The 24,896-nt window shown below is 75.5% G+C and carries 20 protein-coding genes and 1 pseudogene; 9 read left to right on the top strand and 12 right to left on the bottom strand.

Features of this window, described 5'->3' with window-relative positions:
- Positions 1–45 precede the first annotated feature (45 nt).
- On the top strand, positions 46–960 hold the full coding sequence (gene bla / locus ABZ249_RS18505; RefSeq protein ID WP_355264175.1) for a class A beta-lactamase: 915 nt from the start codon (positions 46–48) through the stop codon (positions 958–960).
- An 83-nt stretch (positions 961–1,043) separates the two neighbouring features.
- The gene (gene bla, locus ABZ249_RS18500; protein WP_355264172.1) at positions 1,044–1,973 is read left to right on the top strand and encodes a class A beta-lactamase; all 930 of its coding nucleotides are present in this window, start codon (positions 1,044–1,046) and stop codon (positions 1,971–1,973) included.
- A 52-nt stretch (positions 1,974–2,025) separates the two neighbouring features.
- Here bla (ABZ249_RS18500) and ABZ249_RS18495 read toward each other — a convergent pair whose 3' ends face one another.
- The 5 genes from ABZ249_RS18495 to ABZ249_RS18475 form a co-directional block, all read right to left on the bottom strand.
- Positions 2,026–2,487, bottom strand: coding sequence for a S26 family signal peptidase (locus tag ABZ249_RS18495; protein ID WP_355264169.1), 462 nt, complete (start codon positions 2,485–2,487; stop codon positions 2,026–2,028).
- Entirely contained in the window at positions 2,484–4,460 is a 1,977-nt protein-coding gene (locus tag ABZ249_RS18490) for an ABC transporter ATP-binding protein (RefSeq protein WP_355264166.1), read from the bottom strand. The genes ABZ249_RS18495 and ABZ249_RS18490 overlap by 4 nt, the downstream gene beginning before the upstream one ends.
- On the bottom strand, positions 4,460–5,011 hold the full coding sequence (locus ABZ249_RS18485) for a hypothetical protein (RefSeq protein ID WP_355264163.1): 552 nt from the start codon (positions 5,009–5,011) through the stop codon (positions 4,460–4,462). The genes ABZ249_RS18490 and ABZ249_RS18485 overlap by 1 nt, the downstream gene beginning before the upstream one ends.
- Before the next feature lie 14 nt (positions 5,012–5,025).
- Complete coding sequence (locus ABZ249_RS18480; protein ID WP_355264160.1) at positions 5,026–5,592, bottom strand: MauE/DoxX family redox-associated membrane protein; 567 nt, start codon at positions 5,590–5,592, stop codon at positions 5,026–5,028.
- Between the two features lie 66 nt (positions 5,593–5,658).
- Entirely contained in the window at positions 5,659–5,871 is a 213-nt protein-coding gene (locus ABZ249_RS18475) for a hypothetical protein (RefSeq protein ID WP_220561423.1), read from the bottom strand.
- Between the two features lie 637 nt (positions 5,872–6,508).
- Here ABZ249_RS18475 and ABZ249_RS18470 point away from each other — a divergent pair.
- Positions 6,509–6,802 carry a hypothetical protein gene (locus ABZ249_RS18470; protein WP_355264155.1) on the top strand — a complete coding sequence of 98 codons (294 nt, stop codon included), beginning with the start codon at positions 6,509–6,511 and terminating at the stop codon, positions 6,800–6,802.
- An 84-nt stretch (positions 6,803–6,886) separates the two neighbouring features.
- Here the strand turns inward: ABZ249_RS18470 and ABZ249_RS18465 are convergent, their stop codons facing one another.
- The gene (locus ABZ249_RS18465; RefSeq protein WP_355264152.1) at positions 6,887–7,699 is read right to left on the bottom strand and encodes a siderophore-interacting protein; all 813 of its coding nucleotides are present in this window, start codon (positions 7,697–7,699) and stop codon (positions 6,887–6,889) included.
- Between the two features lie 595 nt (positions 7,700–8,294).
- Between ABZ249_RS18465 and ABZ249_RS18460 the strand changes: the two genes are divergently transcribed.
- Both ABZ249_RS18460 and ABZ249_RS18455 read left to right on the top strand, forming a co-directional pair.
- Positions 8,295–8,642, top strand: coding sequence for a DUF3817 domain-containing protein (locus tag ABZ249_RS18460; protein ID WP_355264149.1), 348 nt, complete (start codon positions 8,295–8,297; stop codon positions 8,640–8,642).
- Positions 8,643–8,960: 318 nt separating this feature from the next.
- Positions 8,961–9,755 carry a peptidoglycan recognition family protein gene (locus ABZ249_RS18455; RefSeq protein WP_355264146.1) on the top strand — a complete coding sequence of 265 codons (795 nt, stop codon included), beginning with the start codon at positions 8,961–8,963 and terminating at the stop codon, positions 9,753–9,755.
- On the opposite strand, the gene ABZ249_RS18450 is transcribed toward ABZ249_RS18455, so the two are convergent.
- Entirely contained in the window at positions 9,745–12,849 is a 3,105-nt protein-coding gene (locus ABZ249_RS18450; protein ID WP_355264143.1) for a BTAD domain-containing putative transcriptional regulator, read from the bottom strand. The genes ABZ249_RS18455 and ABZ249_RS18450 overlap by 11 nt on opposite strands.
- Positions 12,850–12,950: 101 nt before the next feature.
- Here ABZ249_RS18450 and ABZ249_RS18445 point away from each other — a divergent pair, with 101 nt between their 5' ends.
- The gene (locus ABZ249_RS18445) at positions 12,951–13,703 is read left to right on the top strand and encodes an SDR family oxidoreductase (protein ID WP_220561429.1); all 753 of its coding nucleotides are present in this window, start codon (positions 12,951–12,953) and stop codon (positions 13,701–13,703) included.
- A gap of 83 nt (positions 13,704–13,786) precedes the next feature.
- Here the strand turns inward: ABZ249_RS18445 and ABZ249_RS18440 are convergent, their stop codons facing one another.
- Complete coding sequence (locus ABZ249_RS18440) at positions 13,787–14,248, bottom strand: GNAT family N-acetyltransferase (protein ID WP_355264140.1); 462 nt, start codon at positions 14,246–14,248, stop codon at positions 13,787–13,789.
- Positions 14,249–14,447: 199 nt separating this feature from the next.
- Here ABZ249_RS18440 and ABZ249_RS18435 point away from each other — a divergent pair, with 199 nt between their 5' ends.
- Positions 14,448–17,393: a BTAD domain-containing putative transcriptional regulator gene (locus ABZ249_RS18435; RefSeq protein ID WP_355264137.1), complete on the top strand. Its 2,946-nt coding sequence runs from the start codon at positions 14,448–14,450 to the stop codon at positions 17,391–17,393.
- Here ABZ249_RS18435 and ABZ249_RS18430 read toward each other — a convergent pair.
- The 4 genes from ABZ249_RS18430 to ABZ249_RS18415 all read right to left on the bottom strand — a co-directional run bounded on the left by ABZ249_RS18430 (position 17,356) and on the right by ABZ249_RS18415 (position 23,048).
- Positions 17,356–17,970, bottom strand: coding sequence for a YHS domain protein (locus ABZ249_RS18430; protein ID WP_355264134.1), 615 nt, complete (start codon positions 17,968–17,970; stop codon positions 17,356–17,358). The two genes, ABZ249_RS18435 and ABZ249_RS18430, sit on opposite strands and share 38 nt — an antisense overlap.
- Before the next feature lie 82 nt (positions 17,971–18,052).
- Complete coding sequence (locus ABZ249_RS18425) at positions 18,053–18,832, bottom strand: GntR family transcriptional regulator (protein ID WP_355264131.1); 780 nt, start codon at positions 18,830–18,832, stop codon at positions 18,053–18,055.
- Between the two features lie 56 nt (positions 18,833–18,888).
- Positions 18,889–21,843 carry an FAD-linked oxidase C-terminal domain-containing protein gene (locus ABZ249_RS18420; protein WP_355264128.1) on the bottom strand — a complete coding sequence of 985 codons (2,955 nt, stop codon included), beginning with the start codon at positions 21,841–21,843 and terminating at the stop codon, positions 18,889–18,891.
- Between the two features lie 38 nt (positions 21,844–21,881).
- A complete protein-coding gene (locus ABZ249_RS18415) occupies positions 21,882–23,048 on the bottom strand; it encodes an aminotransferase class V-fold PLP-dependent enzyme (RefSeq protein ID WP_355264125.1) in 1,167 nt (388 codons plus the stop codon).
- Positions 23,049–23,376: 328 nt separating this feature from the next.
- On the opposite strand from ABZ249_RS18415, the gene ABZ249_RS18410 reads away from it, so the two are divergent.
- The gene (locus ABZ249_RS18410) at positions 23,377–24,771 is read left to right on the top strand and encodes an SLC13 family permease (protein WP_355264122.1); all 1,395 of its coding nucleotides are present in this window, start codon (positions 23,377–23,379) and stop codon (positions 24,769–24,771) included.
- A 35-nt stretch (positions 24,772–24,806) separates the two neighbouring features.
- Positions 24,807–24,896, top strand: a pseudogene (locus ABZ249_RS18405) (TetR/AcrR family transcriptional regulator); the annotation flags it as partial.

Raw genomic sequence — 24,896 nt, 5'->3', positions numbered from 1 at the left:
TTCCCCGGACCCGGCACGCTCATCCGCAGACGAAAGGCACCACCGATGCTCACCCGCACCACCCGTCTCAACGGACTGCGACCGGCCGCCGCCACCCTGGCGCTGCTGGCCCTCACCGCCTGCGGCACCTCCGAGGCCGAGCCCCAGAGCGCGTCGGCCGCGCCCTCGGAGTCGCCCTCGGCCGACCCCGGGTTCGCCGCCCTGGAGGCCGAGTACGGGGCCCGCCTCGGCGTCTACGCCGTCGACACCGGCACCGGCGAGGAGGTCGCCTACCGCGCCAATGAGCGGTTCGCGTACGCCTCCACCTTCAAGGCCCTGGCCGCGGGGGCGCTGCTCGCCGAGCACACCCTGGAGGAGATGGAGGAGGTGGTCACCTACACCGAGGACGACCTGGTGGAGTACTCCCCCGTCACCGAGCAGCACGTCGACACCGGGATGACCCGCATGGAGATCATCGACGCCGCGGTGCGCTTCAGCGACAACACCGCCGCCAACCTGATCCTGGACGAACTCGGCGGCGTGGAGGGCTTCAAGGAGGACCTGCGCGCGATCGGCGACGATGTCACCGAGCCCGCCCGCTACGAGACCGAGCTCAACGAGGCCACCCCGGGCGACGTCCGCGACACCAGCACCCCGCGGGCGATGGCCGACAGCCTGGAGGCGTACACGCTGGGCGACGCCCTGCCCGAGGAGAAGCAGGACGTCCTCATCGACCTGCTGGTCCGCAACACCACGGGCGACGACACCATCCGCGCGGGCGTGCCCGAGGGCTGGACCGTCGGCGACAAGACCGGTTCGGCCGGCTACGGCGGCCGCAACGACATCGCGGTCGTGTGGCCGGAGGAGGGCGCCGACCCGATCGTCATCTCCGTCTTCACCGCGCAGGACGCCAAGGACGCGGAGCCGATCAACGAGCTCGTCGCCGACGCCGCCGAGATCGTGGCCGACGAACTCGGCTGACTCCCCCCGGGGGGCGCGGGCGGCCGGCGGCCGCCCGCGCCCCCACACGGACACCCTCCGAACACGAATGGATCCTTTGAGCGATGACCCGTTCCGTGCGACACCTGGCCCCGGCCGCCCTGCTGACCCTGCTCCCGCTGGCCGGCTGCGGGGGCGCCGGCCCCGAACCCGCGGCGGCCCCGTCCCCGTCGCCGTCCGCGCCCGCCTCCGCCGCCTCCGCCGCGCCCGTCGACGTCTCGGCGGAGCTGACCGCCCTGGAGGAGGAGTTCGACGCCCGCCTGGGGGTGTACGCGGTCGACACCGGCACCGGGGCGGAGATCGCCCACCGCGCCGATGAGCGGTTCGCGTACGCCTCCACCCACAAGGCCCTGTCCGCGGGGGCGCTCCTGGAGCGCAACACCCTGGAGGAGATGGAGCGGGTCGTCACCTACACCGAGGACGACCTGGTGGGGTGGACTCCCATCACCGAGCAGCACGTGGACACGGGGATGACGCTCCTGGAGGTCGTCGACGCCGCGGTCCGCTACAGCGACAACACCGCCGCCAACCTGGCGCTGGAGGAGCTGGGCGGCCCGCAGGGGTTCGAGGACGCGCTGCGCGGGATCGGCGACGAGGTGATCGAGGCCGAGCGCTGGGAGCCGGACCTGAGCGAGTACACCCCGGGCGACGTCCGCGACACCAGTACCCCGCGGGCGATGGCCACCAGCCTGCGGGCGTACACGCTGGGCGACGTCCTGCCCGAGGACCGCCGCGAGGTGCTGGTGGACATGCTGCTGCGCAACACCACGGGCGACGCGACCATCCGCGCGGGCGTGCCCGAGGGCTGGACCGTCGGCGACAAGACCGGCGCCGCAAGCCACGGCACCCGCAACGACATCGGCCTGCTGTGGCCCCGGGAGGGCGACGAGCCCATCGTGGTGGCCGTCATGTCCAGCCGCGAGGAGGAGGACGCCGAACGCCGCGACGAGCTCATCGCGGCCGCCGCCGGGGTCGTCGCCGACGCCCTCCGCTGAGCGGCCGCCCCCGCGCGGGCCCCCCGCCCACCCCTCCCGGGGCGGGCGGGGGTCAGGGGGTGGTCTGCGGGGGCGGTCCCAGCCTGCGGACCACCACTCCGAGGACCTGGTGCTCGGGGCAGGGCCCGTGGTGCCGGGAGTCGATGCTGCCGGTGTTGTCGCCGAGCAGGGCGAGGTGTCCGGCGGGGACCGGGCCGTCGATGCCGACGGCCGCGGGGTAGTCCTCCCCCGCCCTGGCGGCGACGCGTTTGATGTACCAGCCCTGTGCGGCGACCCGGCGGCCCAGCGGTGCCGCGTCGCGCCACCCGCTCTCCCGCGAGGGCCGCCCGACGACGACCACCGTCCCGCGTTCCAGGCCGCGACGGCCGCGCCGCACCAGGACCCGGTCGCCCGCGGCGAGGGCGGGCGCCATGCTCTGGCCGTCCACGGTGACGACCACGTAGGCCCCGCGCAGGTACACCGCCGCCAGCACCGGGAGCAGCGCGGCCGCGGCGAGCCAGCCCGCCGCCGTCATGCGATCGCCTCCGCGGCGGGACCGGGCGCGGTCCCGGGCAGGTCCCGCCCGGTGCCCCCGTGGCCACGGTCACCATCACCGGTGCCCCCGTTCCCGGCGTCCTCGCCGGGCCCGGTGTACCCCTCGGCCTGGAGGGCGAACAGCCGGGCGTACTCCCCGCCCAGGGCCATCAGCTCCGCGTGCCGCCCCTCCTCCGTGATCCGCCCGTCCTGGAGCACCACGATCCGGTCCACGCCCCGGATCGCGCCCAGGCGGTGCGACACCAGCACGGTCGTCGTCCCGCTCCGCAGCTCCCGCAGCCGGTCGTGGACCTCCCGTTCGGCCTGGGGGTCCAGGCCGGAGGTCGGCTCGTCCACGATCAGCAGGTCCCTGCCCCGGCGCATGAGCGCCCGCGCCACGGCCAGCCGCTGCCACTGCCCGCCGGAGAGGGTGACGCCCGACTCCTCGTCCGCCTCCCCCTGGTAGAACTCGCGGGAGAGCATCGTGTCGTAGCCGCTCGGCAGGTCGGCCGCGAACCCGTCCGCCCCGGCGTCGCGTGCCGCCTCGCGGATCCGACCGGTGTCGTCGGCGTGCTCCAGGGCGCCGATCGCGATGTTCTCCCGGACGGACAGGTCGTAGGCCATGAAGTCCTGGAACACGGCGCTCATCCGCGCCCGGAGTTCCCGCGGGTCCGTCTCCCGGATGTCCTCGCCGTCCCAGAGCACGCGCCCGCGCGTCGGGTCGTACATGCGGCACAGGAGCTTGACGAGGCTGCTCTTGCCCGCGCCGTTGAGCCCGACCAGCGCCAGGGACCGCCCGGCGGGGATGGTGAGGGAGACCCCCCTGAGCACCCACGGCCCGTCGTCGGTGTAGCGGAACCACACGTCCTCCAGGCGGACGGCGGTGCGCAGCGGCCCGACGGGGCGCGGGGAGCGGGGCACGGGCAGGTCCGGAGGGGTGTCCATGACGTCGTCGTAGTGGCCCATGAGCAGGAGCGCCTGGTAGGCGCGGGAGAGGGTCTCGACCGTTCCCGTCAGGGCGCTCTGCACCCCGGCGACCGCGGCCACGAAGGCGGACACGTCCCCGATGGTGAAATCCCCCCGCACGGCCGCGCCCACCATCCACACCAGTCCCCCCGCCGGCACGAGGGCCCCGAGCAGGGCCAGCGGCGCGTGGGCGGCCACCGTCCTGCGGTCCACCCTCTCCTCCGCCCGGTTGACCTCCGCGGTCTCCCGGCCCATCCGGTCCAGGAGGAAGCCGCCGGCCCCGAACAGGCGCGCCTCCTTGATCGCCGCCGGGTTCACCATGAGGGCGCGGTAGAACACCTGGCGGCGCAGGCGGGGGCTCATCCGCCACATCATCCCGGCCCGGCTGCGGTTGAGCGAGAGCTGGACGAAGAGGGCCGGGAGCGCCGCCAGCACCGTGACCGCGGTGACCACCGGGCTGATGGTCACCAGGATGCCGAGGAGGCCCGCGACCGTCAGCGCGGTGGTGACGATCCCGAAGAGGGATTCGATGATCTCCTCGGGAGCCGAGCTCGCCGACGTCTGCGCCAGGCGCAGCCGGTCCAGGAACGCCGGGTCCTCGAAGCGGCGCAGTCCGCCGAGCCCGTCCACCTTGGCGTAGAGGCGCTGCTGCACGAGCAGGCCCACCTCGCGGCGGATGCGCCCTCCCAGGTAGGTGACCAGGTGGCCGGACAGGGCGGTGGAGAGGGTGCACACGCCCAGGAGCACGACCACCCGGACCGGCTCGCCCGCCAGCGCCCCGGGCACGCCGGGGGCCTGGGCCCCGAACTGGAGCGTGTCCAGCAGCCACTTCGTGAGGAGGGTGACGGCCGCGGGCAGCAGCCCGGCCACGACGTTCAGCAGCCCGTAGGCCGCCAGCGTGGCCGGGGCCGCCCGCCAGGCGATCTCCAGGGAGCGCCGGGTCCGGGCGAACACGGCGCGCGGCCCCGGGCCCCGCGGGCGGGCGCGGTCGGCCCCGGAGCCGCCCATCACACCCCCACGAGCGCGGCCCGCAGGTCCTCGACCGCCACCGCGGAGCGGGCGACCCGGCCGGAGGCGTCGGCGAAGACGAAGGCGGGGATGCCGGTGAGCGAGAACGCCTGCCCCGCCTCGTGGTGGATGGTCTGCATGACGACGGTCGTGTGCCCTTCGAGGACCGAGGTGTAGGCGTCGGCCTCTCCCCGGGAGTCGCCCACGAACGCGATCACCTGCTCGCGGGGCAGTCCCACCTCTCGGGCGAAGTCCACCAGCGGGCGCAGCTGCTCCTTGCACGATCCGCAGCCGGTGTCGAAGAAGGCGTACAGGGCCATCCGGCCGCGCAGCCCCGCCGAGGTGACGGCCTCCCCCGTGGTGCTCACACCGCTGAAGTCGGGGATCTCCATCCCGGCGGGGATGTCCGCGAGGTCGGCGGGCGGGGTGGCCCCGCCGGTCCGGGGGGACCCCTCCGACTGCCGCAGGCGCCGCACGACGGCCAGGGTGAGCATCAGGTTGAACAGGGTCAGGGCGGTCAGCAGCACGACCGCCGCGATGAGGATTGCCACGGTTGTCTCCAGGTTCACGAACGGGGGGTCCGGACGCCGGGCCGTTCCCCGGTGCCGGCGGCGAAGAGGTCGACCAGGTCGTCGAAAGAGACGGTCGCGGCCGTGACCGCGGCGGCCGCGGCGGCGGCCAGCCCGATCTCCCCCCACGAGGCGGGGGGCGCCCCGGCGGAGGCCCACGCGCAGCCCAGGCCGGTCGCCGCCGCGCAGGTCAGGGCGAGGTTGCGCCACACGTGCGGCCAGCCCAGGTCGGTGCGCGCCCTGCCGAAGCAGGAGCAGGGCACGGCGGTCCCGGCGCGGGCGGAGTACAGGGCCAGCAGCGTGAACGCCGCGAACAGCGCGGTGGCCGCGGCGAGTGCGGGCACACGGGCCCAGGTCCCGGTCAGCAGGACCAGCCCGATCGCCAGCTCGACGGCGCTGTGGGCGGCCGAGGCCGTGCGGACGGGCAGCCGGGGCAGGCGCAGGCGCTCGGCGAGGACCGCCCAGGTGGTCTCGTTGTCGCGGCCGCGGACCTTGGCGAGCCCGGAGGCGAGGAAGATCCCGGCGACGGCCAGTTGCAGGAAGAGTGCGGTGAGCGGGAGCAAGGTGTGCCTCGGGAGGGGAGTGTGCGGAGCCGGTGGCGGCCCGCTGCCGGGCCGCCACCGAGGGGGTCAGCGGCAGCAGCCGACCGGGTCCCAGCGGTAGCTGCCGTCGCTGCACTGGTACTTGTAGTCGCGCGAGAGGTAGTAGCCGCTGCCGCCGCAGTACGGCAGGCGGCAGCGGTAGGTGGTGTAGCTGCACTCGAACTGGTCGGCCTTGGCCGTGGCCTTGGGCGCCAGCCCCTCCAGGAGGCGGTCGCCGATGCGCGCGAGAGAGGCCTTCATGGTTTCTCCTGAGTCTCGGGGGCGTGTCGTGGTTCACACTCCGGCCGGAGCGAGAGCAACTGTAGGCCCGGGGCCGCGCCGGGCGGCGGGGGCGGGAGTCCGGTTGAGCAAAATTTGAGCTTCGCCGGAAATCACCGGGGACCCCCGGGAGAACCCCGTTGGAGAGAAAAGGAGGAGGCCCCTTTTTTCGGGCACAGAAAGGGGCCGACCCTATATTAGGGACCCCTGGATTCCCCCTCGATAGCGAAGGCGACCATTTGAGCTTTATTTGAGGACGGACACCGCCGCGGCGTGGGCATCCCGCCCCGGGCGGAGCGGGACCTTGAGCCCTCCAGCCCTCCGTCTCCACGTATTCACAGGTCAGAAAGGCGCGAACGGCACGGCCGGACCACCGGAGCCACCGGCCGCCTCCGCGGGCGGCGCCGCGGCAGGGGCCTCACACCTCCCCCGGCACGCCCCCGGGCCCGGGGGCGACGAGCAGGGGAAAAGCCCCCCGCATCGGCTTTCCCCGGGAAAGGGAAATCGGCCTTGTTTTTTCTCCGGCCCTCTGCTTGCATGACCGTGCCCCGGAGGTCGGCCTCCCGGGATTTCACCGCTTCATTTCCGTTTTCGCGACGGACCGAGGAGAGGACCCCCCATGAAGAGCATGCTCAAGAAGGTCGGCGCGGTGGCGGCGGCCGGCGCTCTCGCCGCGACCCTGATGCCCGCGCCCGCGTGGGCCTACGTGTACGGCTACCCGATCACCACGGCCCCGGTGCGCACCGAGCCGTACGCGAGCGCGCACGCCGTCGACACCGTCGCACCCGGCGAGTACGTGCTCCTGGAGTGCTCCCTGATCAACAAGCACGGGAACCACTGGTACCGCACCCGCGGGGGCAAGTTCTACACCTACGCGGGCCACTACCCCTCGTACAACCTGCCCAACTGCTGACCCGCCCGGCGGGAGGGCACGCGGCCGCGCCGTGCCCCGGACGGCGATCCGTCCGGGGCACGGCGCGGTCGTGCGGGGGGCCGGCTACTCGTCGTCGTCGGCCTCGTGGTGGTCGAGGTTGGAGGTCCCCCGGCGCCAGTACCCGTCCACCTCGCAGGTGACGTCGCGGACGAACCCGCGCTCCTTGAGCAGGCGGCGGATCGGCTTGAGGGTGGTCGCCTCCCCGGCCGCGTACACCATCCCGTCGCCCTCGGGCAGCTCCAGCGCCCGGAACGCCTCCAACAGCAGGTCGGTGGTACCGGCCTCGGCGTCGCCCCGGTGCAGCCAGGTGATCCGCGCCCCCTCGGGGGCGTCGAGCTTCTGCTCCTCGGCGGCGTCCACCACCTCGAAGAACGCGAACACCCGGGCGTCGGCGGGCAGCTCCTCCACGTAGCGGGCGGCGGCGGGCAGCGCCGTCTCGTCCACCAGCAGCACGTGGTAGTCGAACTCGCCGGTGATCCACGCCGTGCCGCGCGGGCCCAGCACGCCCAGTCTGTCGCCGGGCCGGGCGGCCTGCGCCCAGCGGCCGGCGGGGCCGTGGTCGTGGGAGACGAAGTCGACGGTCAGGCGCCCGCCGTCCAGGGCCCGCACGGTGTAGTCGCGGAAGACCACGCCCGGGGCGCGGAAGTTGAGGCAGCGGTCGTCCTCGACCACCGGCAGGACGTGCTCCCCGTCCTCGTTGGGGAACCACAGCTTGACGTGGTCGGCGAAGTTGTCGCTGCGCATCCCCTCCAGGTCGGGGCCGGACAGGTGGACGCGGATCATGCGCGGGGTGATGCGCTCGACCTCGGCGACCTCCAGCACGCGCGGCCGCAGCGGGTACTTCTCGAGGCGGCGCTCGTGGGTCGGGGTGGTCATTCCATGCTCCTCAGCGGTCGGGGCTCCGTTACGGGACGGAGGGGTCTTCGGGCCGGGCGGTGGGCACCCGGCCGGTGCGCGGACCGGCGAAGGCCGGGGCGATCGGCGCGGTCGGGGCGAGGGTCGGGCGGCGCCCGGCGGGCGCCACGGCCCCGGACGGGGCCCCGCCGGGCCGAGGGGGCGGGGCCCGTGCGCGTGCGGCGGGGACCGGGGGGCTCGGCGGCGGTCTGCGCGCCGCCGCGCGGGCGGGTCGTCGGGGGTGTCACCGCCGTCGCTTCCTGGGTGTCGTGATGGGGAGGGGCCGGGGCGGGCCATGGGGAGGACAGGCCGCCCCCTTGCGGCCGACCGGCCCGGATAAGGCCAGCCTAGCCTAACCGTTCGAGGAGCCCCGGAGCCGCTCCCCCTGGAACGACGGTCCCCGCCGCGGGGCACGGCGGGGGGTGACCGTCGTCCTCCGGCGCCCCCCGGGAGGCACCGGAGGGGACCCGCGACCCCGGAACCGGGTGTCCGGAACCGTGCCCTAGCCTGGGACCGATCCCGGTACGAACATGGACGGGATCACCCGTGTCCACACCATCGTGACCAAAGGGAATCCGTGAACATCGCAGCCCTGGTGAACGCGATCGTCTTCCGCGTGATCGCCATTGTCGAGGCCCTGACCTGGGTCGGCCTATTGGCGGGCATGTACGTCAAATACCTCGGGAGCGGAAACGAACAGGGCGTGGCGCTCTTCGGCATGCTGCACGGGATCGCCTTCATCCTCTACGTGGTGGTCTGCCTTGTCTCGGCCGTCCACCTGCGCTGGGGCGTGTGGCCCACCCTGCTGGCGCTGGCCGCCTCCGTCCCGCCCCTGTTCACGCTGATCGCCGACTGGTGGCTGCACCGCAGCGGCCGGCTGCCCAAGATCTTCGGCGGCGCCCGCGCCCCCGAGCCCGTGGGCTGAGCCCCGCCGGTGCGTCGGGCGCGGTCCTTTCCCAGGAAAGGACCGCGCCCTTCCCTTTCCCGGGGCACCGGGGGGCCGGCGGGGAATGGCGCCCGGAACGGTCCGGGAAGCGCAGGGAACGCCGATGGTAAAGCCCTTCGCGATACACCCGGAAGCGCCGTCGTGCCACCTCCGCACGGGCCGGGATCGCTGACCGGAACCGGTCAGAAAAGGTACCGGGTCACCCTTTGACCGCCTTTCACGGCCGTGTTGCAGTGGTGCGTGTTCCACTTCCGCAGTGGAACGGACACGAACCGTGAGATAGCGAGGGAACCCCCCATGTCATACCCCCACGGACCCGGTCGGCGCGCCGTCCTGCGCGGCGCCGCGCTGACCACCGGCGCCGCGGTCCTCGGCGGTGCCGCCCTGCTGGGCCCCGCCTCCCCGGCCGCCGCCGCGCCCTCGGTGCACGGCCGCGCGGCCTGGGGCGCGCGGCCGCCGTCGAGCCCGGTCCAGGTGCTGGCCTCCCCGCCGCTGTACATCGTGGTGCACCACACCGCGACCGCCAACAGCACCGACCACTCTCTGGCCCACGCCTACTCCCTGTCCCGGGCGATCCAGAACCACCACATGGACACGAACGGCTGGGCGGACACGGGACAGCAGCTCACCATCAGCCGCGGCGGGCACGTGATGGAGGGCCGCGACCGCACCCTGCCCGCGATCGCCGCGGGGCAACACGTGGTGGGCGCGCACGTCGCCGGCAACAACAGCACGTGCGTCGGCATCGAGAACGAGGGCACCTACACCTCGGTCGCGCCGACCGCTCCGCTGCGGAACTCCCTGGTGGAGACGCTGGCGTGGCTGTGCGCGGCCTACGGGCTGAACCCGCGGAGCGCGATCCTGGGGCACCGCGACTTCAACGCGACCGCCTGCCCCGGCGACGTGCTGTACGCGATGCTGCCGGAGCTGCGCGACGCGGTGGCGGGACTGCTCGCGGCCCGGGGTGTGGAAGCGGCCGCCGACCGCCCGGTCCCGGCGGACCTGCGGCCCTCGTACCCGCCGGTGCCGGACGAGCCCTGGCGGGAGTTCGACCACGGGCCCGCGCACGGCCCGGACGACATCACCCGCTGACCGCGGGGACGGTTCCCCGTTCACCGTCCCCTTCGCCCGCGCCCGCGTGCGCCGCCAGGCGCGCGCGGGCGCGTTCCACGTCCCACCGCTCGATCCCGGCCAGCGGCGCCCCTGCGCTCGCGCGCAGGGCTGCGGCCCGGTCGAGCAGGTCCGCGGCCGCGGCGTGCTCCCCGACCAGGGAGCGCGCCCCGGCCTCGCCCTCCATGGCGAGCGCCAGGGCCCTGGGGTCCCCGCTGAGCCGGGCGTGCTCGAGGCCGCGGGCGTGCAGCTCCAGGGCGCGGGCGGGTTCGCCGCGCTGCTCCGCGATATAGCCGAGCTGGGTGTGCAGGAACGCCGCGCCGATGTGCCCGTCGGTGCGCCGGTTCCATTCCAGCCACCGGGTCAGGGACGCCTCGGCGCGGTCCAGGTCGCCCCGGCGGCGCGCGGTGAGGGCGATGCCCGCGTCCGCGTACTGGGCCGCGACCGTGTCGTGCTGTTCCTCGGCCAGCCGCAGGGCGCGTTCGTGCAGGGTGTCGGCCCGGTCGAGGTCCCCGGTGAGCAGGGCCGTGCGCCCCAGCCCGGAGGCGTGCCGGGACACGTCCCGCCACAGCCGCAGGTCCTCGGCGATCCGCAGGCCCTCGGCGTGCAGCCGGGCGGTCTCGTCCAGGTCGCCCAGCGCCTCGGCGGTCTGGGCCAGGGCGTCGAAGGCCTGGAGCAGGCCCCAGGGGTCCCCCAGGTCGCGCAGGTCGGCCTCGGCGGCGCGGCCGTCGGCCAGGGCCGCGGCCAGATCCCCCCGCCCGAACGCCGCCAGCGCCAGCAGGACCCGCGCCAGCGCGGCGCTCCAGCGGTCCCCGGCGGCCAGGGCCGCCGTGTGCGCCGCCCGGACCCGGGCCGCGGCCGCGGCCGGGTCCCCCAGCCCCGACCGGGTGAACGCGGCGAACCAGGCCAGCCGGGCCCGGACCGCGGGGTCGGCGACCCGGTCCAGGTGGGCGTCCGTGTCGTCGTGCCACCACTCGTCGTCGGAGGCGGGCCGGGCCAGCGCCGCCCGCAGCACCGTCGCCCGCGCGCGTGCCTCCCCCTCCCCGGCGGTCCCGGCGGGGGACGGCAGGGCCAGGGCGGTGTCGAGGGCGGTACGGGCCAGGGCGGTGCGGCCGCGCAGGTAGCGGTACCAGGTGAGGGCGACCGCCAGGCGCAGGGCGGTGGCGGTGTCGCCGTCCCGGACGGCGAAGTCCGAGGCGGCGCGCAGGTTGGCCTCCTCCCGGTCCAGCAGGGCGAGCGCCTCCGCCTGGCCCGGCCCGCGCAGGCGGGCGTCGGCCCCCTCGGCCAGGCCGGCGTAGTACGCGGCGTGCCGGGCCCGGGCCCGGTGCTCCCCGCCCTCCGCGGCCAGGTGCTCCAGGGAGTACACCGCCACCGACTCCAGCAGCCGGTAGCGGGTCCCCTCCGGGCGGGTGGACGCCACGACCAGTGACCGGTCCACCAGGGCGCCGACCAGGTCCAGCGAGCCCTCGCCGACCGCCTCGGCGGCGGCCGGGTCGCAGCCGTCGGCGAACACCGCGAGCCGGGACAGCAGGGCGCGCTCGGGGTCGGTGAGCTGGTCCCAGCTCCAGTCGATGGCGGCGCGCAGGGTGCGCTGGCGGGCGGGCGCGTCCCGGCGGCCCCCGCCCAGCAGGGCGAACCGGTCGTCGAGGCGGGCGGCCAGCTCGACGGCCCCCAGGTGGCGCAGCCGGGTGGCGGCCAGCTCCAGCGCCAGGGGGATGCCGTCCAGGCGGCGGCAGATCGCGGCCACGGCGGCGACGGTGTCCGCGTCGGTGCCGGGCCGGGCGCCCGCGGCGTCGGCGCGGGCCAGGAACAGGCGGGCCGCCGGGGAGGCGGCCAGCGCGGCCGGGGTGTCGTCGGCCGGGGTGCCCAGGGGCGCCAGCGGGTACAGGTACTCGCCCGCCACGGCCAGGGGCACCTGGGAGGTCGCCAGGATCCGCAGGTCGGGCAGGGCCGCCAGCAGGACGGAGGCCAGGTCGGCGACCTCGTCCACGACGTGCTCGCAGTTGTCCACGACCAGCAGGGCGCGGCGGCCGCGCAGCCGCGCGGCGATCCGGCCGGTGAGGTCGCCCTCCCCGTCGCGCACGCCCAGGGCGGTGGCCAGCGCGGTGCACGGGTCCCGGTCCAGGGCGGCCAGGTCCAGCGGCAGGGCCGGGTCGGCGGCGGCGCCGCGGGCCGCCGCCAGGGCCAGGCTGGTCTTGCCCACCCCGCCGGGCCCGGTGACGGTGACCAGGCGGTGGCGTTCCAGCAGGCCGCGCACGGCCGCGACCTCGGTGTCGCGCCCGACCAGCTCGGCCGCGGGGGCGGGCAGGTTCCCGGCGGGCGGCGCGGGCGCCCGGTTCAGCCCCGGGTCCTGGAGCAGGACCGCCCGGTGCAGGGCGGTCAGCTCCGGCCCGGGGTCCGCCCCCAGGTCGTCGGCCAGGCGGGTGCGCAGCTCCTCGAAGCGGGTGAGCGCCTCGCCCTGGCGCCCGGCGGCGTACAGGGCGCGCAGGAGGGCGGCGTGCAGCCGCTCCCGGTAGGGGTGCTCGCGGGCCGGGCCCGCCAGGTCGTCGGCCAGCCCGGCGTGCTCGCCCAGCTCCAGGCGGGCCTCGGCGAGGTCCTCCAGCGCCGTCAGCCGCCGTTCCTCCAGGCGGGCGGCGTCCTCCCGGACCCCGTCCAGTTCGGCGAACCCGGCGGCGGCCGGTCCCCGCCACAGGTCCAGGGCACGGGAGAGCAGGTCGGCGCGCTCGCGCGGGGCGGCCCCGCGGGCCCGGTCCAGCAGGTCCTCGAACCGGTCCAGGTCCAGGTCGGCGCCCTCCAGCAGGTAGCCGGGCGGCCGGTGGCGCACCAGGGCCCGTCCGCCGGGTTCGCCGCGCTCCAGGGCCCCGCGCAGCTGGGAGACGCGGGCCTGGAGCACCGCCGCGGGCCGGGCCGGCGGGCGCTCGCCCCACAGGTCGGCGACCAGCCGGTCGGCGGACACCACCCGTCCCCGGGCCAGCGCCAGGAGCACCAGCAGGGCGCGGACCCGGGTGTCGGGGACCGCGACGGGGCTCCCGTCCCCCGCCCGGACCTCCAGCGGACCCAACACCCCCACGCGCATGCGTCAACCGTAGCGTTCCCGTAGGGCACCCGTGGCGGCCGCGGGCACCGTGGTCCCATCGAGGGCGGCGACCGGCCGCCCCACGAGCGAACGGGGACGACATGGGCGTCTACGAGGGCCGCCGGGCCGTGGTCATCGGCGGTACGCACGGCATGGGTCTGGGCGTGGTCGAGGAGCTGCTGGCCGGCGGGGCCCGGGTGCTGCTCACCGGCAACAACGAGAAGAACCTGGAGGAGGTGCGCGGCAGGTTCGGCCCGGCCGTGCACGCGGTGCGGGCGAACGCCGCCGACCTCGCCGACACCGACGCCCTGGCCGAGAGCGTGCGCGAACACCTGGGGGGCATCGACTTCCTGCACGTCAACGTCGGTGTCTCCGGGCTCGGCCCGGTGGCCGAGACCACTGAGGAGTCCTACGACTGGATGTTCTCGATCAACGCCAAGGGCCCGTTCTTCACCGTGCAGCGGCTGCTGCCGCTGCTGGCCGACGGCGGGTCGATCGTGTTCACGACCTCGGTGACCAACCTGACGGGCACCGCGGGCATGGGCGTGTACAGCGGGACCAAGGCCGCGGTGAGGGCGTTCTCCCGGGTGCTCGCCTCGGAGCTGCTGCCGCGCGGGATCCGGGTGAACACGGTCGCGCCGGGCTTCATCCACACCCCCTCGGGAGGGTTCACCAACGCCACCGAGGCCGAGAAGGCGGAGATGGGGCGGATCGGTGACGAGGCCACCCCGATGAAGCGTCACGGCACGATCGCCGAGGTGGCGCGGGCCGTGCTGTTCCTCGGCTTCGAGGCGACCTTCACCACCGGTGTGGAGCTGCCGGTGGACGGCGGTCTGGGGCAGAGCCTGCACTGACCGGGTGGCGGTGGCCGGATACGGCCACCGCCGCCCCGGCGTCCCCCTGGTGGCTCCCCGGCCCCGGGGTGTCGGGGTGAGGCTCACTCCAGGAGGAGTTCGCCCACGGTCTCGCCCTCCACCACCCGGCCCGTCTTACGGAAGCCCAGCCGGAGGTAGAACTCCTCGGGCGAGCCCTCCCCCGGGACCCAGGAGACGGTGACCCGCTTCTGCCCGCGGCGGCGGGCCTCGTCCAGGACGGCCTGCACGGCGAAGCGGCCGTGGCCCCTGCCCTGCTCGTCCTCGGCGACGTTGAGCCGCCAGATGCCGCAGCGGTGGTCGGGGTCCTCCTCGTCGGGGTCGAAATTGGCCATGACGAAGGCGACGGGCCGGTCCCCGTCCAGGATCAGCCGGGGCCAGGCGGTCGTGCGGGAGGCGTAGGCCTCGGCGAGGGAGAGGACGACGGGGGCGACGAAGGCGTCCTGGTCCGCGCGGACGCGGATCCCGGTCGCGGCGCGGACGTTGTCGGGGGTGATCTCCACTGCGCGGAGAGAGGGGGTGCTCATGGGCGACCACTCTAGGGCGTGTTCGGCGGATCATTCCGGGGCGCGGCCGCGAGGCTTCCTCTCGCCGCGCCGCCCGTGCTCGGACGGCCGGCCCCGGTCCGGCCCCACCGGGCGCCGCACGAATGCACCCGCTGAACACCCCGGGCCCGCCCCCGGCCCCCACGGCACGGGCCCTCCTCCCGTGCGGGAGAATACGGGCATGCGTGTGGGGGTGCTGGGACCGGTCCGCGCGGACGGGCTGGCCGTGGGCGGGGCACGGGCACGGGCCCTGCTGGCCCGGCTCGCCCTGGAGGCGGGGCGGCCGCTGACCCACGGCGCCCTCATCGGCGCCCTGTGGACCGCGGCGCCCGAGCACCCCGAGGCGGCCCTGCACTCGTCGGTGTCCCGGCTGCGCCGGGCCCTGCCCGACCCCTCGGTCCTGCGCTCGGTCCCCGCCGGGTACCTGCTGGACGTGCCGGACGACGCCGTGGACGCCCTGCTCTTCGAGCGCCTGGTCCGCGAGGGCCGGGAGGAGCTGCGCCGGGGGCGGCCCGCCGCCGCGGCCGGGACGCTGGACCGCGCCCTGGGCCTGTGGCGCGGGGAGCCCCTGGCCGACGCGGGCGATCCGCCCTACGCGGCCGCCGTCGTGCAGCGGTGGACGGGGCTGCGGCTGGACGCCCGCGAGGACCGGGCCGGGGCGGCGCTGGCGCTGCCCGGCGCGGACCCGGCCGCGCTCGCCGCCGAGCTGGAGGAGCTGGCCGCGGCCCGACCCCTGCGGGAGGGGCCCCTGGCGCTGCTCATCGAGGTGCTCGCCGACGACGGGCGGACCCCCGAGGCCCTGGCCGCCTACGAGGCGCACCGGGCCCGGCTGGCGGAGGAGCTGGGCGTGGACCCCGGCCCCCGCGTCCGGCGGGCGCACCTGAGGGCGCTGCGCGGCGAACCCGCACGGAGCGTCCCGGGGGAGCCGCCCGCACCGCTGACCTCGTTCGTCGGGCGGGAGGCGGACCTGGCCCGGCTGCGGGAACGGCTGGCCGGGCACCGGCTCGTCACCCTCACCGGGCCCGGCGGGGTCGGCAAGTCGCGGCTCGCGGCCGAGGCCGCCCGGACCGCCTCGGGGGTGCGGGTGCGGACCGTGTCCCTGACCCCGGTGGCCGCCGGGCAGGACGTCCCCCACGCCGCCGCCCGCGCCCTGGGGCTGCGCCCGTCCCGCTCCCCCGTCGAGACCCTGGCCGACGCGCTGGGCATGGCCGAAACACTGCTGGTGCTGGACGGGTGCGAGCACGTGGTCGACGCGGCCGCCCGGCTGGCCGCCGACCTGGCCGCCCGCTGCCCGGGGCTGCGCATCCTGGCCACCGGCCGCGAGCCGCTCGGGGTGGCCGGGGAGGCCCGCCTCCCGGTGCCGCCGCTGGCGCCCGAGGCGGCCGGCCGGCTGTTCACCGACCGGGCGCGGGCCGCCGACCCGGACTTCTCCCCCACGGAGGAGGCCGCCGCCGTGTGGCGGGCGCTGGACGGGCTGCCGCTGGCCATCGAGCTGGCCGCCGCCCGGCTGGGGTCGATGCCCCTGGCGGACCTGGCCGCCCAGATGACCGACCGGCTGGCCGTGCTGACCGGGGGCGACCGCACCGCGCCGCCGCACCAGCGGACCCTGCGCGGGGTCATCGCCTGGAGCTGGGACCTGCTCGCCCCGGCCGAGCGGGAGGCCGCCGAGCTCCTGTCGGTGTTCGCCGCCCCCTTCACCGCGGGCGCGGCCGCCGGGCTGGGCGTGCCCGCGCCGACGCTGTACGCCCTGGTGGACCGCTCCCTGCTGGACTCCGCCGGGGGCCGGTACCGCATGCTGGACACCGTGCGGGAGTTCGGCCGGGAGCGGCTGGCCGCCGCCGGGCGGCTGGAGGGCGCGCGGGCCGCGCACGCCGCCGCCCTGCTGGCGGTGGCCGAGGGCCTCGGGGCGGGGCTGCGCGGTCCGGGGCAGCGGGAGGGCGCTGCGGCGCTGGCCGCCGACCTGGACGACCTGGTGGCCGCGCTGGCCTGGGCGTACGAAAGCGGTGACACCGGCACGGCCGAGCGGCTGGGGTCGGTGCTCGGCCTGTTCTGGCTCGTCCGGGACGAGCACGCCGCGGCCGCCCGGCTGCTGCGGCCCACCGGGCCGCGCACCTGCGCCCTGTACCTGCTGAACGTGCTGTTCGCCGGGGAGTCGGCCGCCGGGGCGGCCTCCGCTCCGGGGGCCGGCTCCCCCGAGGGGGCGGTCGCGACCGCCCTGCTCGCCCTGGCCGACGGCGCGGTCGCCGACGCCGGAGCGGCGCTGGCCCCGCACCTGGACGCGCCCGACCCGTGGGAGCGGGGCCTGGTGCGGCAGGTGTCGTCCTTTCTCCAGGGGGCCGCCGGGAACGCCGCCGGAGTGCGCGCGGACCTCGAACGGGCGCTGGCCGGGTTCGCCGAGGCGGGCGACCCCTGGTGGACGGCCACGGCCTCGCTGTCCCTGGCCGCGGCCTGCTCGGCCGCCGGTGCTCTGGAGGAGGCGCGCGGGCACCTGGCGCGGGCCCGCGGGCTCGGGGTCGGGGAACAGGTGTGGCGGGCGATGATGGCCGTGGACGCCGGGGACCCCGAGACCGCCCGCGCCGAGCTCCGGGAGGCGGCCGCCGGGGGCGGGTCCGCCCGGCGGGCGGCGCGCGCCCGCGTGTGCCTGGCGGACCTGGAGCGCCACGACGGAGACCTCGCGGCCGCCGGGGAGCTGCTGGACTCCTGTTCCCACCTGGCGCGGGACTCCCGGGCGCCGGACCGCATCCTGTACGCGACCGCCGCCGGGTTCCTGGAGGTGGCGCGCGGTGCGGCCGACGCCGCGGCGCCCCGGCTGGCCGAGGCGTTCGACCTGGTCGTGTCCATGGCGGATCCGCCGATGCTCGCCCACGTGGGCGTGGGTGTGGCCGATCTGCTGCTCCTGGCCGGCGCCCCGGAGCGGGCGGCCCGGGTGCTGGGGGCCGCCCGGGTGGTCCGCGGCGGGCCGGGCGACGGGCACCCCGACGTCGTCAGGGTCACCCGCGCCCTGGCCGGTCACCTCCCGCGGATCGAGGCCGGGGCCGCGCTGGCCCCGGAGGCGGCGCTCGCCCTGCTGCGCCGCGAGCGGGCCGCGCTCACGCCCGGGCCGCCGCCTTCTCCTCCTTCTCGATGAACGCGTCACGGCACCCGGCGCAGCAGAACCCGTGCAGGACGCCGTCCCGCTCCAGGGTGACCGCGCTCTCGTCGAGCACCACGTAGACCCCGCACACGGGGTCGAGCAGGGCCCGGCCCTGCTCGTAGTCCTCCCGGCGGGGCTCGTTCATCAGGTCGACGATGGCCGCCGAGTCCACGGCCCTGCCCAGGACGCCCAGGGAGCCCTCGGCCACGCCCACCACCTGGACCTGTACCACCGGCTCCCGGTAGGGGCGGCGCGGGTCGTCCTCGACCTCGGCCACGGCCTCGGTCACGTACTCGACCACGGCCCCGGCCACCGCCTTGCGCCACGGCCCGGGGACGTGGGCCCGGACGACGTACCGGGGCGCCCCGTCCGCTGCGACGCCCTGGTCGACCACCCAGACCTCGGGCTCGTGCACCACCACCTGGAGCAGGGAGCCGACGGCCTGCCTGAGCCCGTCCTGCATGTCCTCTCCCCGGGCCAGCCGGGTGACGTCGCCCAGGGCCTCGGCCAGCCGGCGGCGCCGGTCCCCGTCCAGGGTGCCGCGGGGCACGAACAGTTCGATGAAGATCATCGGTGGATCACCTCCACCGCGCACTCTTCCGCGGCGGCCTGCCGTCCTCCTGCCGAACGCCTGCCGCCTCCGGGGGCGCCCCTCAGCGAGCGGTCCCGCCGCCCCCGGCCTGTTCCCTCCTCAGCCAGGCCAGGGCCTGTTCGCTGCCGGTCTCCAGGTCGCCGGGCAGGTCGTCGAGGAAGGTCCGGTCGCCGTGCCGGGCCAGTTCGGCGAGCACGGCCTGCGGGTCGCCCTCCTCGATGACCCGCAGCAGGCGGTGGTGGCGCAGCACGTTGCTGGCGGCGGTCTCGTTGCGGTGCGCCCGCGCGTGCCGGTTGAGCACCATGCACAGCTGCATCTGCAACTGGATCGACCGGTAGGCCTCCTCCAGGCGCCGGTGGCCCGACAGGCCGACGACGGCGGTGTGGAACTCGAACTTGGACTCCGAGAGCTCGGCCTCGTCCAGGGCGTCGGCCGCGGCCTCCATGCGGCGCAGCGCCGCGCGGCAGCGCTCCAGCCGTCCGGGGTCGGTGACGGGCACCCCCAGTTCGACGGCCATGTGCTCCAGCCGCTGGCGCAGGGTCATGATCTCGTAGACGTCGTGCAGGGTCAGGGGGGTGACCACCGCGCCGCGGTGCGGGGACTGGCGGATCAGCCCCTCGTGCTCCAGGCGGCGCAGGGCCTCGCGCAGGGGCGGCCGGCTGATGCCCAGCTGCTGCGTGAGCCGGTTCTCCACGACCCGGTCGCCGGGCAGCAGTTCCCCGGCCAGGATCATCCGCCGGATGGAGCGGGCGGCCAGGTCCACCATGCTCGGCGGCTTGACGATGCGCTGGTCGCCGGTTCCGGCGCCGGTGCCGGTGCCGGTCGCGGTGGACCGGTCCATGGTCCCTCCCTCGTCTCGATCGCGCGGGGCCCCGGTCGGGGCCCCGCCGTCCGGTGTCACCGCCGCCCGGTGCCGCCGCCGTCCGGGTCCCGGGGCGCCAGCGCCGCCGCGACCAGTTCGACGGGGTGCCAGGCCCGCCGTTCGGTCCCGTGCCCGATCTGCTGCCGGCAGGAGACGCCGGTGGCCGCGACCACGGTGTCCTCCCCCTCCGCCTCGATCGCGGGGAAGAGCCGGTCGGACCCGACCTTCATCGACATCTCGTAGTGCTCGGCCTCGAACCCGAACGACCCGGCCATCCCGCAGCACCCGGCGTCGAGTTCGACCACCTCGGCGCCGGGGATGCGGCGCAGCAGCTCCACCGTGGCGCCCGTGCCCACCTCCGCCTTCTGGTGGCAGTGCCCGTGGAAGAGGATACGCCGACCGGCGGGCCAGGAGTCGGCGGACAGGGCGATCCGGCCCGCGTCCAGGGCCTCGGTGAGCAGTTCCTCCACCTGGCGCACCCGCCCGGCGACGTCGGCCACCCGGGGGTCGCCCGGCAGCATCGACGCGGCCTCGTCCTTGAGGGTGAGCACGCACGAGGGCTCGCAGCCCACGATGGGCGTGCCCGCCGCCGCGCCCTCGCTGAGGAGCCCGACGAGGCCGCCGACCTTGGCCTTGGCGTCGTCGACCAGGCCCTTGGAGAGGCTGGAGCGCCCGCAGCAGCCCCGGCTCTCCAGGCGGACCCGCCACCCGGCGTGCTCCAGGAGCTCGACGGCGGCCCGCCCGATCCCCGGTTCGGTATAGGTGGCGAAGGAGTCCGCCAGGAACGTCAGCTCCCCCATGGGCGCCGGGCCCGCCGGGGCGCTCCGGCGCCGGAACCAGCGCACCAGGTTCCGGCGCTCGAAGGCCGGCAGGGGCCGCCGGGCGGTGATGCCGGTGGCCCGCTCCATGAGGCGGCGCAGCACCGGCCACCGGTTCGGCAGGCCGCTGAGCGGGGCGGTGGCCGACCCCAGCCGGTACAGGGTGCGGACCGAGCCGAAGATGCGCGTGCGCAGCGGGACGCCGTGCACGTCGTGGTAGTGGGACTGGGTCTCGCTCTTGAGCTTGGCCATGTCCACGCCGAGCGGGCACTCGCTCTTGCACGCCTTGCACATCAGGCACAGGTCCAGGACCTCGTGCAGGCGCTCGCCGCCCAGCGCGGCGGCCGGGTCGGGTTCGGACAGGGCCTTGACCAGGGCGTTGGCCCGCCCCCGGGTGGCGTGCTCCTCGTCGCGGGTGGCGATGTAGGAGGGGCACATGGCCCCGGTGGAGGTCTTGCGGCACAGGCCGATGTTCATGCACCGGTCGGCGGCCCCGCGCATGCCGCCCACGACCTCGAAGGACAGCCGGGTCCGCAGGGGCGGCGCCGGCGGCAGGGCGGCGTCGCGCAGGTGGTCGGTCATCGGGGGCGCGTTGACGATCTTGCCGGGGTTGAGCAGGTCGTCCGGGTCGAAGATCCGCTTGACGTCCTGCATCGCCGCGTACAGGTCGGGCCCGAAGATCTTCCGGTTGAACTCGCTGCGGGCCAGGCCGTCGCCGTGTTCGCTGGAGTTCACGCCGCCGTACTCGGTGACCAGGTCGCGGACCTCCTCGGCGACGGCGCGCATCCGCTCGGCCTCGCCGGGGACGGCCAGGTCCACGAAGGGCCGGATGTGCAGGCAGCCCACGGAGCAGTGGCCGTAGAACCCCGCCTCCATCCCGTGCCGGTCCAGGATCTCCTTGAACCGGGTGGTGTACTCGACCAGGTGCACGGGGTCGACGGCGGTGTCCTCCACGAAGGCCAGCGGGCGCCGGGTCCCGCTGCCCGCCGCCATGAGCAGGCCCAGGCTGGACTTGCGCACCTTGAGCAGGGCGGACTGCTGGGCCGGGGTGACCGCCTCCAGGGTGTGGTAGCCGTGGCCGTTCGCCTTCCACGCCTTGGCGAGCCGGCGCAGCCGGTCGACCAGTTCGGCCTCGTCGTCGCCGGTGAAGGAGACGAACAGCAGGGCGTCGGGGTCGCCCCGCAGGATGCTCCCCAGCGGGGCGTACTCGATGCGCTGCCGGGACAGGTCCAGGATGGTGCGGTCCATCAGCTCCACCGCGGCGGGGTCCAGCTCCAGGGCGTCCCCGGTGGCGGCGATCGCGTCGGGCACGCTCGTGAAGTGGCCGACGGCGATGACGGTCCGCGCCGGTCTGGGGACGAGGTCCACCAGCGCCTCGGTGACCAGCGCCAGGGTGCCCTCGGAGCCGACGACGAACCGGGCGAGGTCGAAGTCGGGGTCCCGGGCGAGCCGGTCCAGGCGGTACCCGCAGGCGCGCCGCCAGAAGTCGGGGAAGCCGGTGGCGATGGCGTCGGCGTTCTCCGCCAGGACGCGGGCCAGCCCGCGGTGGATGTCGCCCTCCAGGCCGGGGCGGGCGGCCAGGGCGGCGCGGCGCTCCGCCGTGAGCGGCCCCAGGGTGGTGCGGGAGGCGTCGGCCAGGACCACGTCCAGGGTGCGCACGTGGTCGATGGTCATGCCGTAGCGCAGGGAGCCGCTGCCCGCGGAGTTGTTGCCGATCATCCCGCCGACGGTGGCGCGGTTGCTGGTGGAGGTGTCGGGGCCGAACATCAGGCGGTGCGGGGCGGCCGCCGCGTTCAGCTCGTCCTGGACGACGCCGGGCTGGACGCGGGCCCGGCGCGCCTCGGGGTCGAGGTCGAGGACGGCGCGCATGTGCCGGGACATGTCGACCGCCAGGCCGGCGCCCACGGTCTGGCCGGCCAGGCTCGTGCCCGCGCCGCGGGGGGTGAGGGTGACGCCCAGGCGGCCGGCCACCGAGGCCACGGCGGCCACCTCGTCGGCGTCGCGCGGGAAGACGACCCCCAGCGGGGTGATGGTGTACATGCTGGCGTCGCGGGAGAACAGGTGGCGCGAGTAGTCGTCGAACCGCGCGTCGGTCACCCCCTCCCTGCGGAGCAGGTCCGCGGCCTCCCCCGCGAGCCCGTCGGCGGCGGTCGTGTCGGTGGTGCTGGTCATGTGGCCTCCATCGCTCCTGTGTCCGTTGCGGGGACGGGTCAGTGCTCGTCCAGCAGTTCCAGTGCCGCCGCCAGGCCGTCGCCGGCGACCTTCACCCCGGCGTGGCCCAGCCCCATCTGCACCCCGGCCAGGGCCCCGGCGATGGTGAGGTCGTTGGTGTGGCCCAGGTGGCCGATGCGGAAGACCCGTCCGGCCAGGCGGCCCAGCCCGGCGCCCAGCGACATGTCGTAGCGGTCGAGGATCACCCTGCGGACGTGGTCGGCGTCGTGGTGTTCGGGCACGAGGACCCCGGTGAGCACGCCCGAGTACTCGCGCTCGTCCGCGCACAGCACCTCCAGGCCCCAGGCGCGGACGGCGGCGCGGACGGCCCGGCCGTAGCGGTCGTGCCGCGCGAAGACGGCGGGGAGCCCCTCCGCGTTCAGCAGGCGCAGCGCCTCGCGCAGGCCGTAGAGGAGGTTGGTGGCCGGGGTGTAGGGGGTGAAGCCCCGCCCGTTGGCCTCCAGCATCGGCGCCCAGTCCCAGTAGGACCGGGCCAGGCGCGCGGTGCGGGAGGCCTCCAGCGCCTTGGGGCCCACGGCGTTGAAGGCGAGCCCGGGGGGCAGCATGAGGCCCTTCTGCGAGCAGGAGACGGTGACGTCCACGCCCCACTCGTCGTGGCGGTAGTCGACCGAGCCGAGCGAGGAGATGGTGTCGACCAGCAGCAGGGCGGGGTGGCCGGCGGCGTCGATGGCCTCGCGGACCTCCCTGATGCGGCTGACCACGCCGGTGGAGGTCTCGTTGTGCACGGCGCACACGGCCCTGATCCCGTGCCCGGTGTCGGCGGCGAGGACCTCGGCGAGCCGGTCGGGGTCGGCCCCGCGCCGCCAGTCGCCGGGGATCACCTGGACGTCGAGGCCGATCTTGGCGGCCATCCCGCCCCACAGGGTGGAGAAGTGGCCGGTCTCGAAGACGACCACGCGGTCCCCCGGGGAGAGCGTGTTGACCAGGGCCGCCTCCCAGGCCCCGGTGCCCGAGGAGGGGTAGACGATGACGGGTTCGGCGGTGCCGAAGACCGGTCGCAGGTCGCGCAGGAGTTCGCCGAACAGCGCGCTGAAGTCGGGGCCCCGGTGGTCGATGGTCGGCGCGGACATGGCGCGCAGGACCTCGTCGGGGACGTTGCTGGGGCCGGGGATCTGGAGGAAGTGGCGTCCGGTGGTGTCATCCATGGCGATCCTCTCGGAGAACATCCGCATTGTGGAAACTTGATTCCACTAAATGGATCCTAAAAGTTCACGCCGACCACCACAACCCCCTTGCGAGCCCCCCGTGGCGCCACTTTACTGTGACTCACATCTCAAGCAACAGTTGACGCAGTCAAAACCGGAAGACATACTTCTGCTAAGCAGAATCGATATTTCATATAGTGAAATATCACAGCGATGTCGGTGTCAGCCACGCGCCGGTCCCCCCGACCCCCGCGGCCGCCGCATCCGGCCCACCGGGCCATGTTCGACCGACTCTCCGCCGTCGAGCCTTCACAAGGGGGCCGCGCACGTGCCAGCAGAAGTCATCTCCATCCTCGTTCTCGTCCTGGTCTTCCTCCTCGCCACCGTCACCTCCGTCCACATGGGCGCCCTCGCCCTGTTCGCCGCCTTCGTCGTCGCCCTCACCGTCGCCGGGGAGACCACGGACGACGTGTTCGGGGGCTTCCCCGGGGACCTGTTCGTCGTCCTGGTGGGCGTCACCTTCCTGTTCGCCATGGCCCGGAACAACGGCACCGTCGACTGGCTGGTCCAGGTGGCCGTCCGCGCCGTCGGCGGACGCGTCGCCCTCATCCCGTGGGTGATGTTCGGCGTCACCGCGGCCCTCACCGCGGCGGGCGCGGTGGTCCCCGCCGCCATCGCGATCGTCGCGCCGATCGGCCTGGGCTTCGCCCGGCGCCACCGGATCGACCCGGTGCTCATGGGCCTGCTGATCATCAACGGCGGCAGCGCGGGCGGGTTCTCGCCCATCAGCATCTTCGGCACCATCACCAACGGCGTCGTGGCGCGCAACGGCCTGGAGGGGTCGCCGCCGCTGCTCTTCGCGGCGTCGTTCGTCTTCAACCTGCTGCTCAGCGTGGCCGTCTTCTTCATGTTCGGCGGCCGTGAACTGCTGGGCCGCCGCGAGGGCGACGCCCCCGCCGCCGGGACGGCCCCCGCCCCCGCCCGGACCGGGGACGGGGGCGGAACCGGGGACGGTGGCGGCGGGGCCGCCCCGGCCTCCGGCGGCACGGCGGCCCGGACCGCCACCGCGACCAGGACCGACGCCGGCGGCGGGGGCACCGCCGTGGCGCAGGAGGAGCCGATCGCCCTGGACCGGGACCGGGGGCTGACCCTGCTCGGCATCGTCGCCCTGGGCGTGGGCGTGCTCGCCTTCGGCCTCGACGTCGGCCTGACCGCGATCAGCGTGGCGGTGGTTCTGAGCGTCTTCTCGCCCCGCAGCGCCAAGGGCGCCGTCGACCGGGTCGCCTGGTCCACCGTGCTGCTGATCTGCGGGATCGTCACCTACGTGAGCCTCATGGAGCGCATGGGGACGATCGACTTCCTGGGCGGCAGCGTCGCCGCCATCGGAGTCCCGCTGGTGGCGGCCCTGCTGATCTGCGTGATCGGCGGAGCCGTCTCCGCGTTCGCCTCCACCACCGGCATCCTCGGCGCCCTGATCCCGCTCGCCGTGCCGTTCCTCCTGGCGGGCGAGGTGGGGGCGGTCGGGATGATCGTCGCCCTGGCGATCTCCTCCTCGGTGGTCGACTCCTCGCCCTTCTCCACCAGCGGGGCGCTCGTGGTGGCCAACTCCGCCCCGGACCAGCGCGACCGCGTCTTCCGGCGGCTCATGCAGTGGGGCATGTCCATGATCCTGGTGGCGCCCCTGCTGACCTGGGGTGTCTTCGTGGTCCCCGGCTGGCTGTAGGACCGCTCCGCCGCGGCGGGAGGGCCCGGGCCCCCGTGGCCCGACCCAAGACACCGATCCTGAGCCGTGAGGCCATCCGCCGCGCCGCGCTCGCGCTCATCGACCGGGACGGGCTGGACGGGCTG

This window comes from Nocardiopsis sp. NPDC006139 (genome assembly GCF_040614155.1).
GTDB lineage: Bacteria > Actinomycetota > Actinomycetes > Streptosporangiales > Streptosporangiaceae > Nocardiopsis > Nocardiopsis changdeensis.
This window is presented reverse-complemented; position numbering and strand designations above follow the sequence as displayed.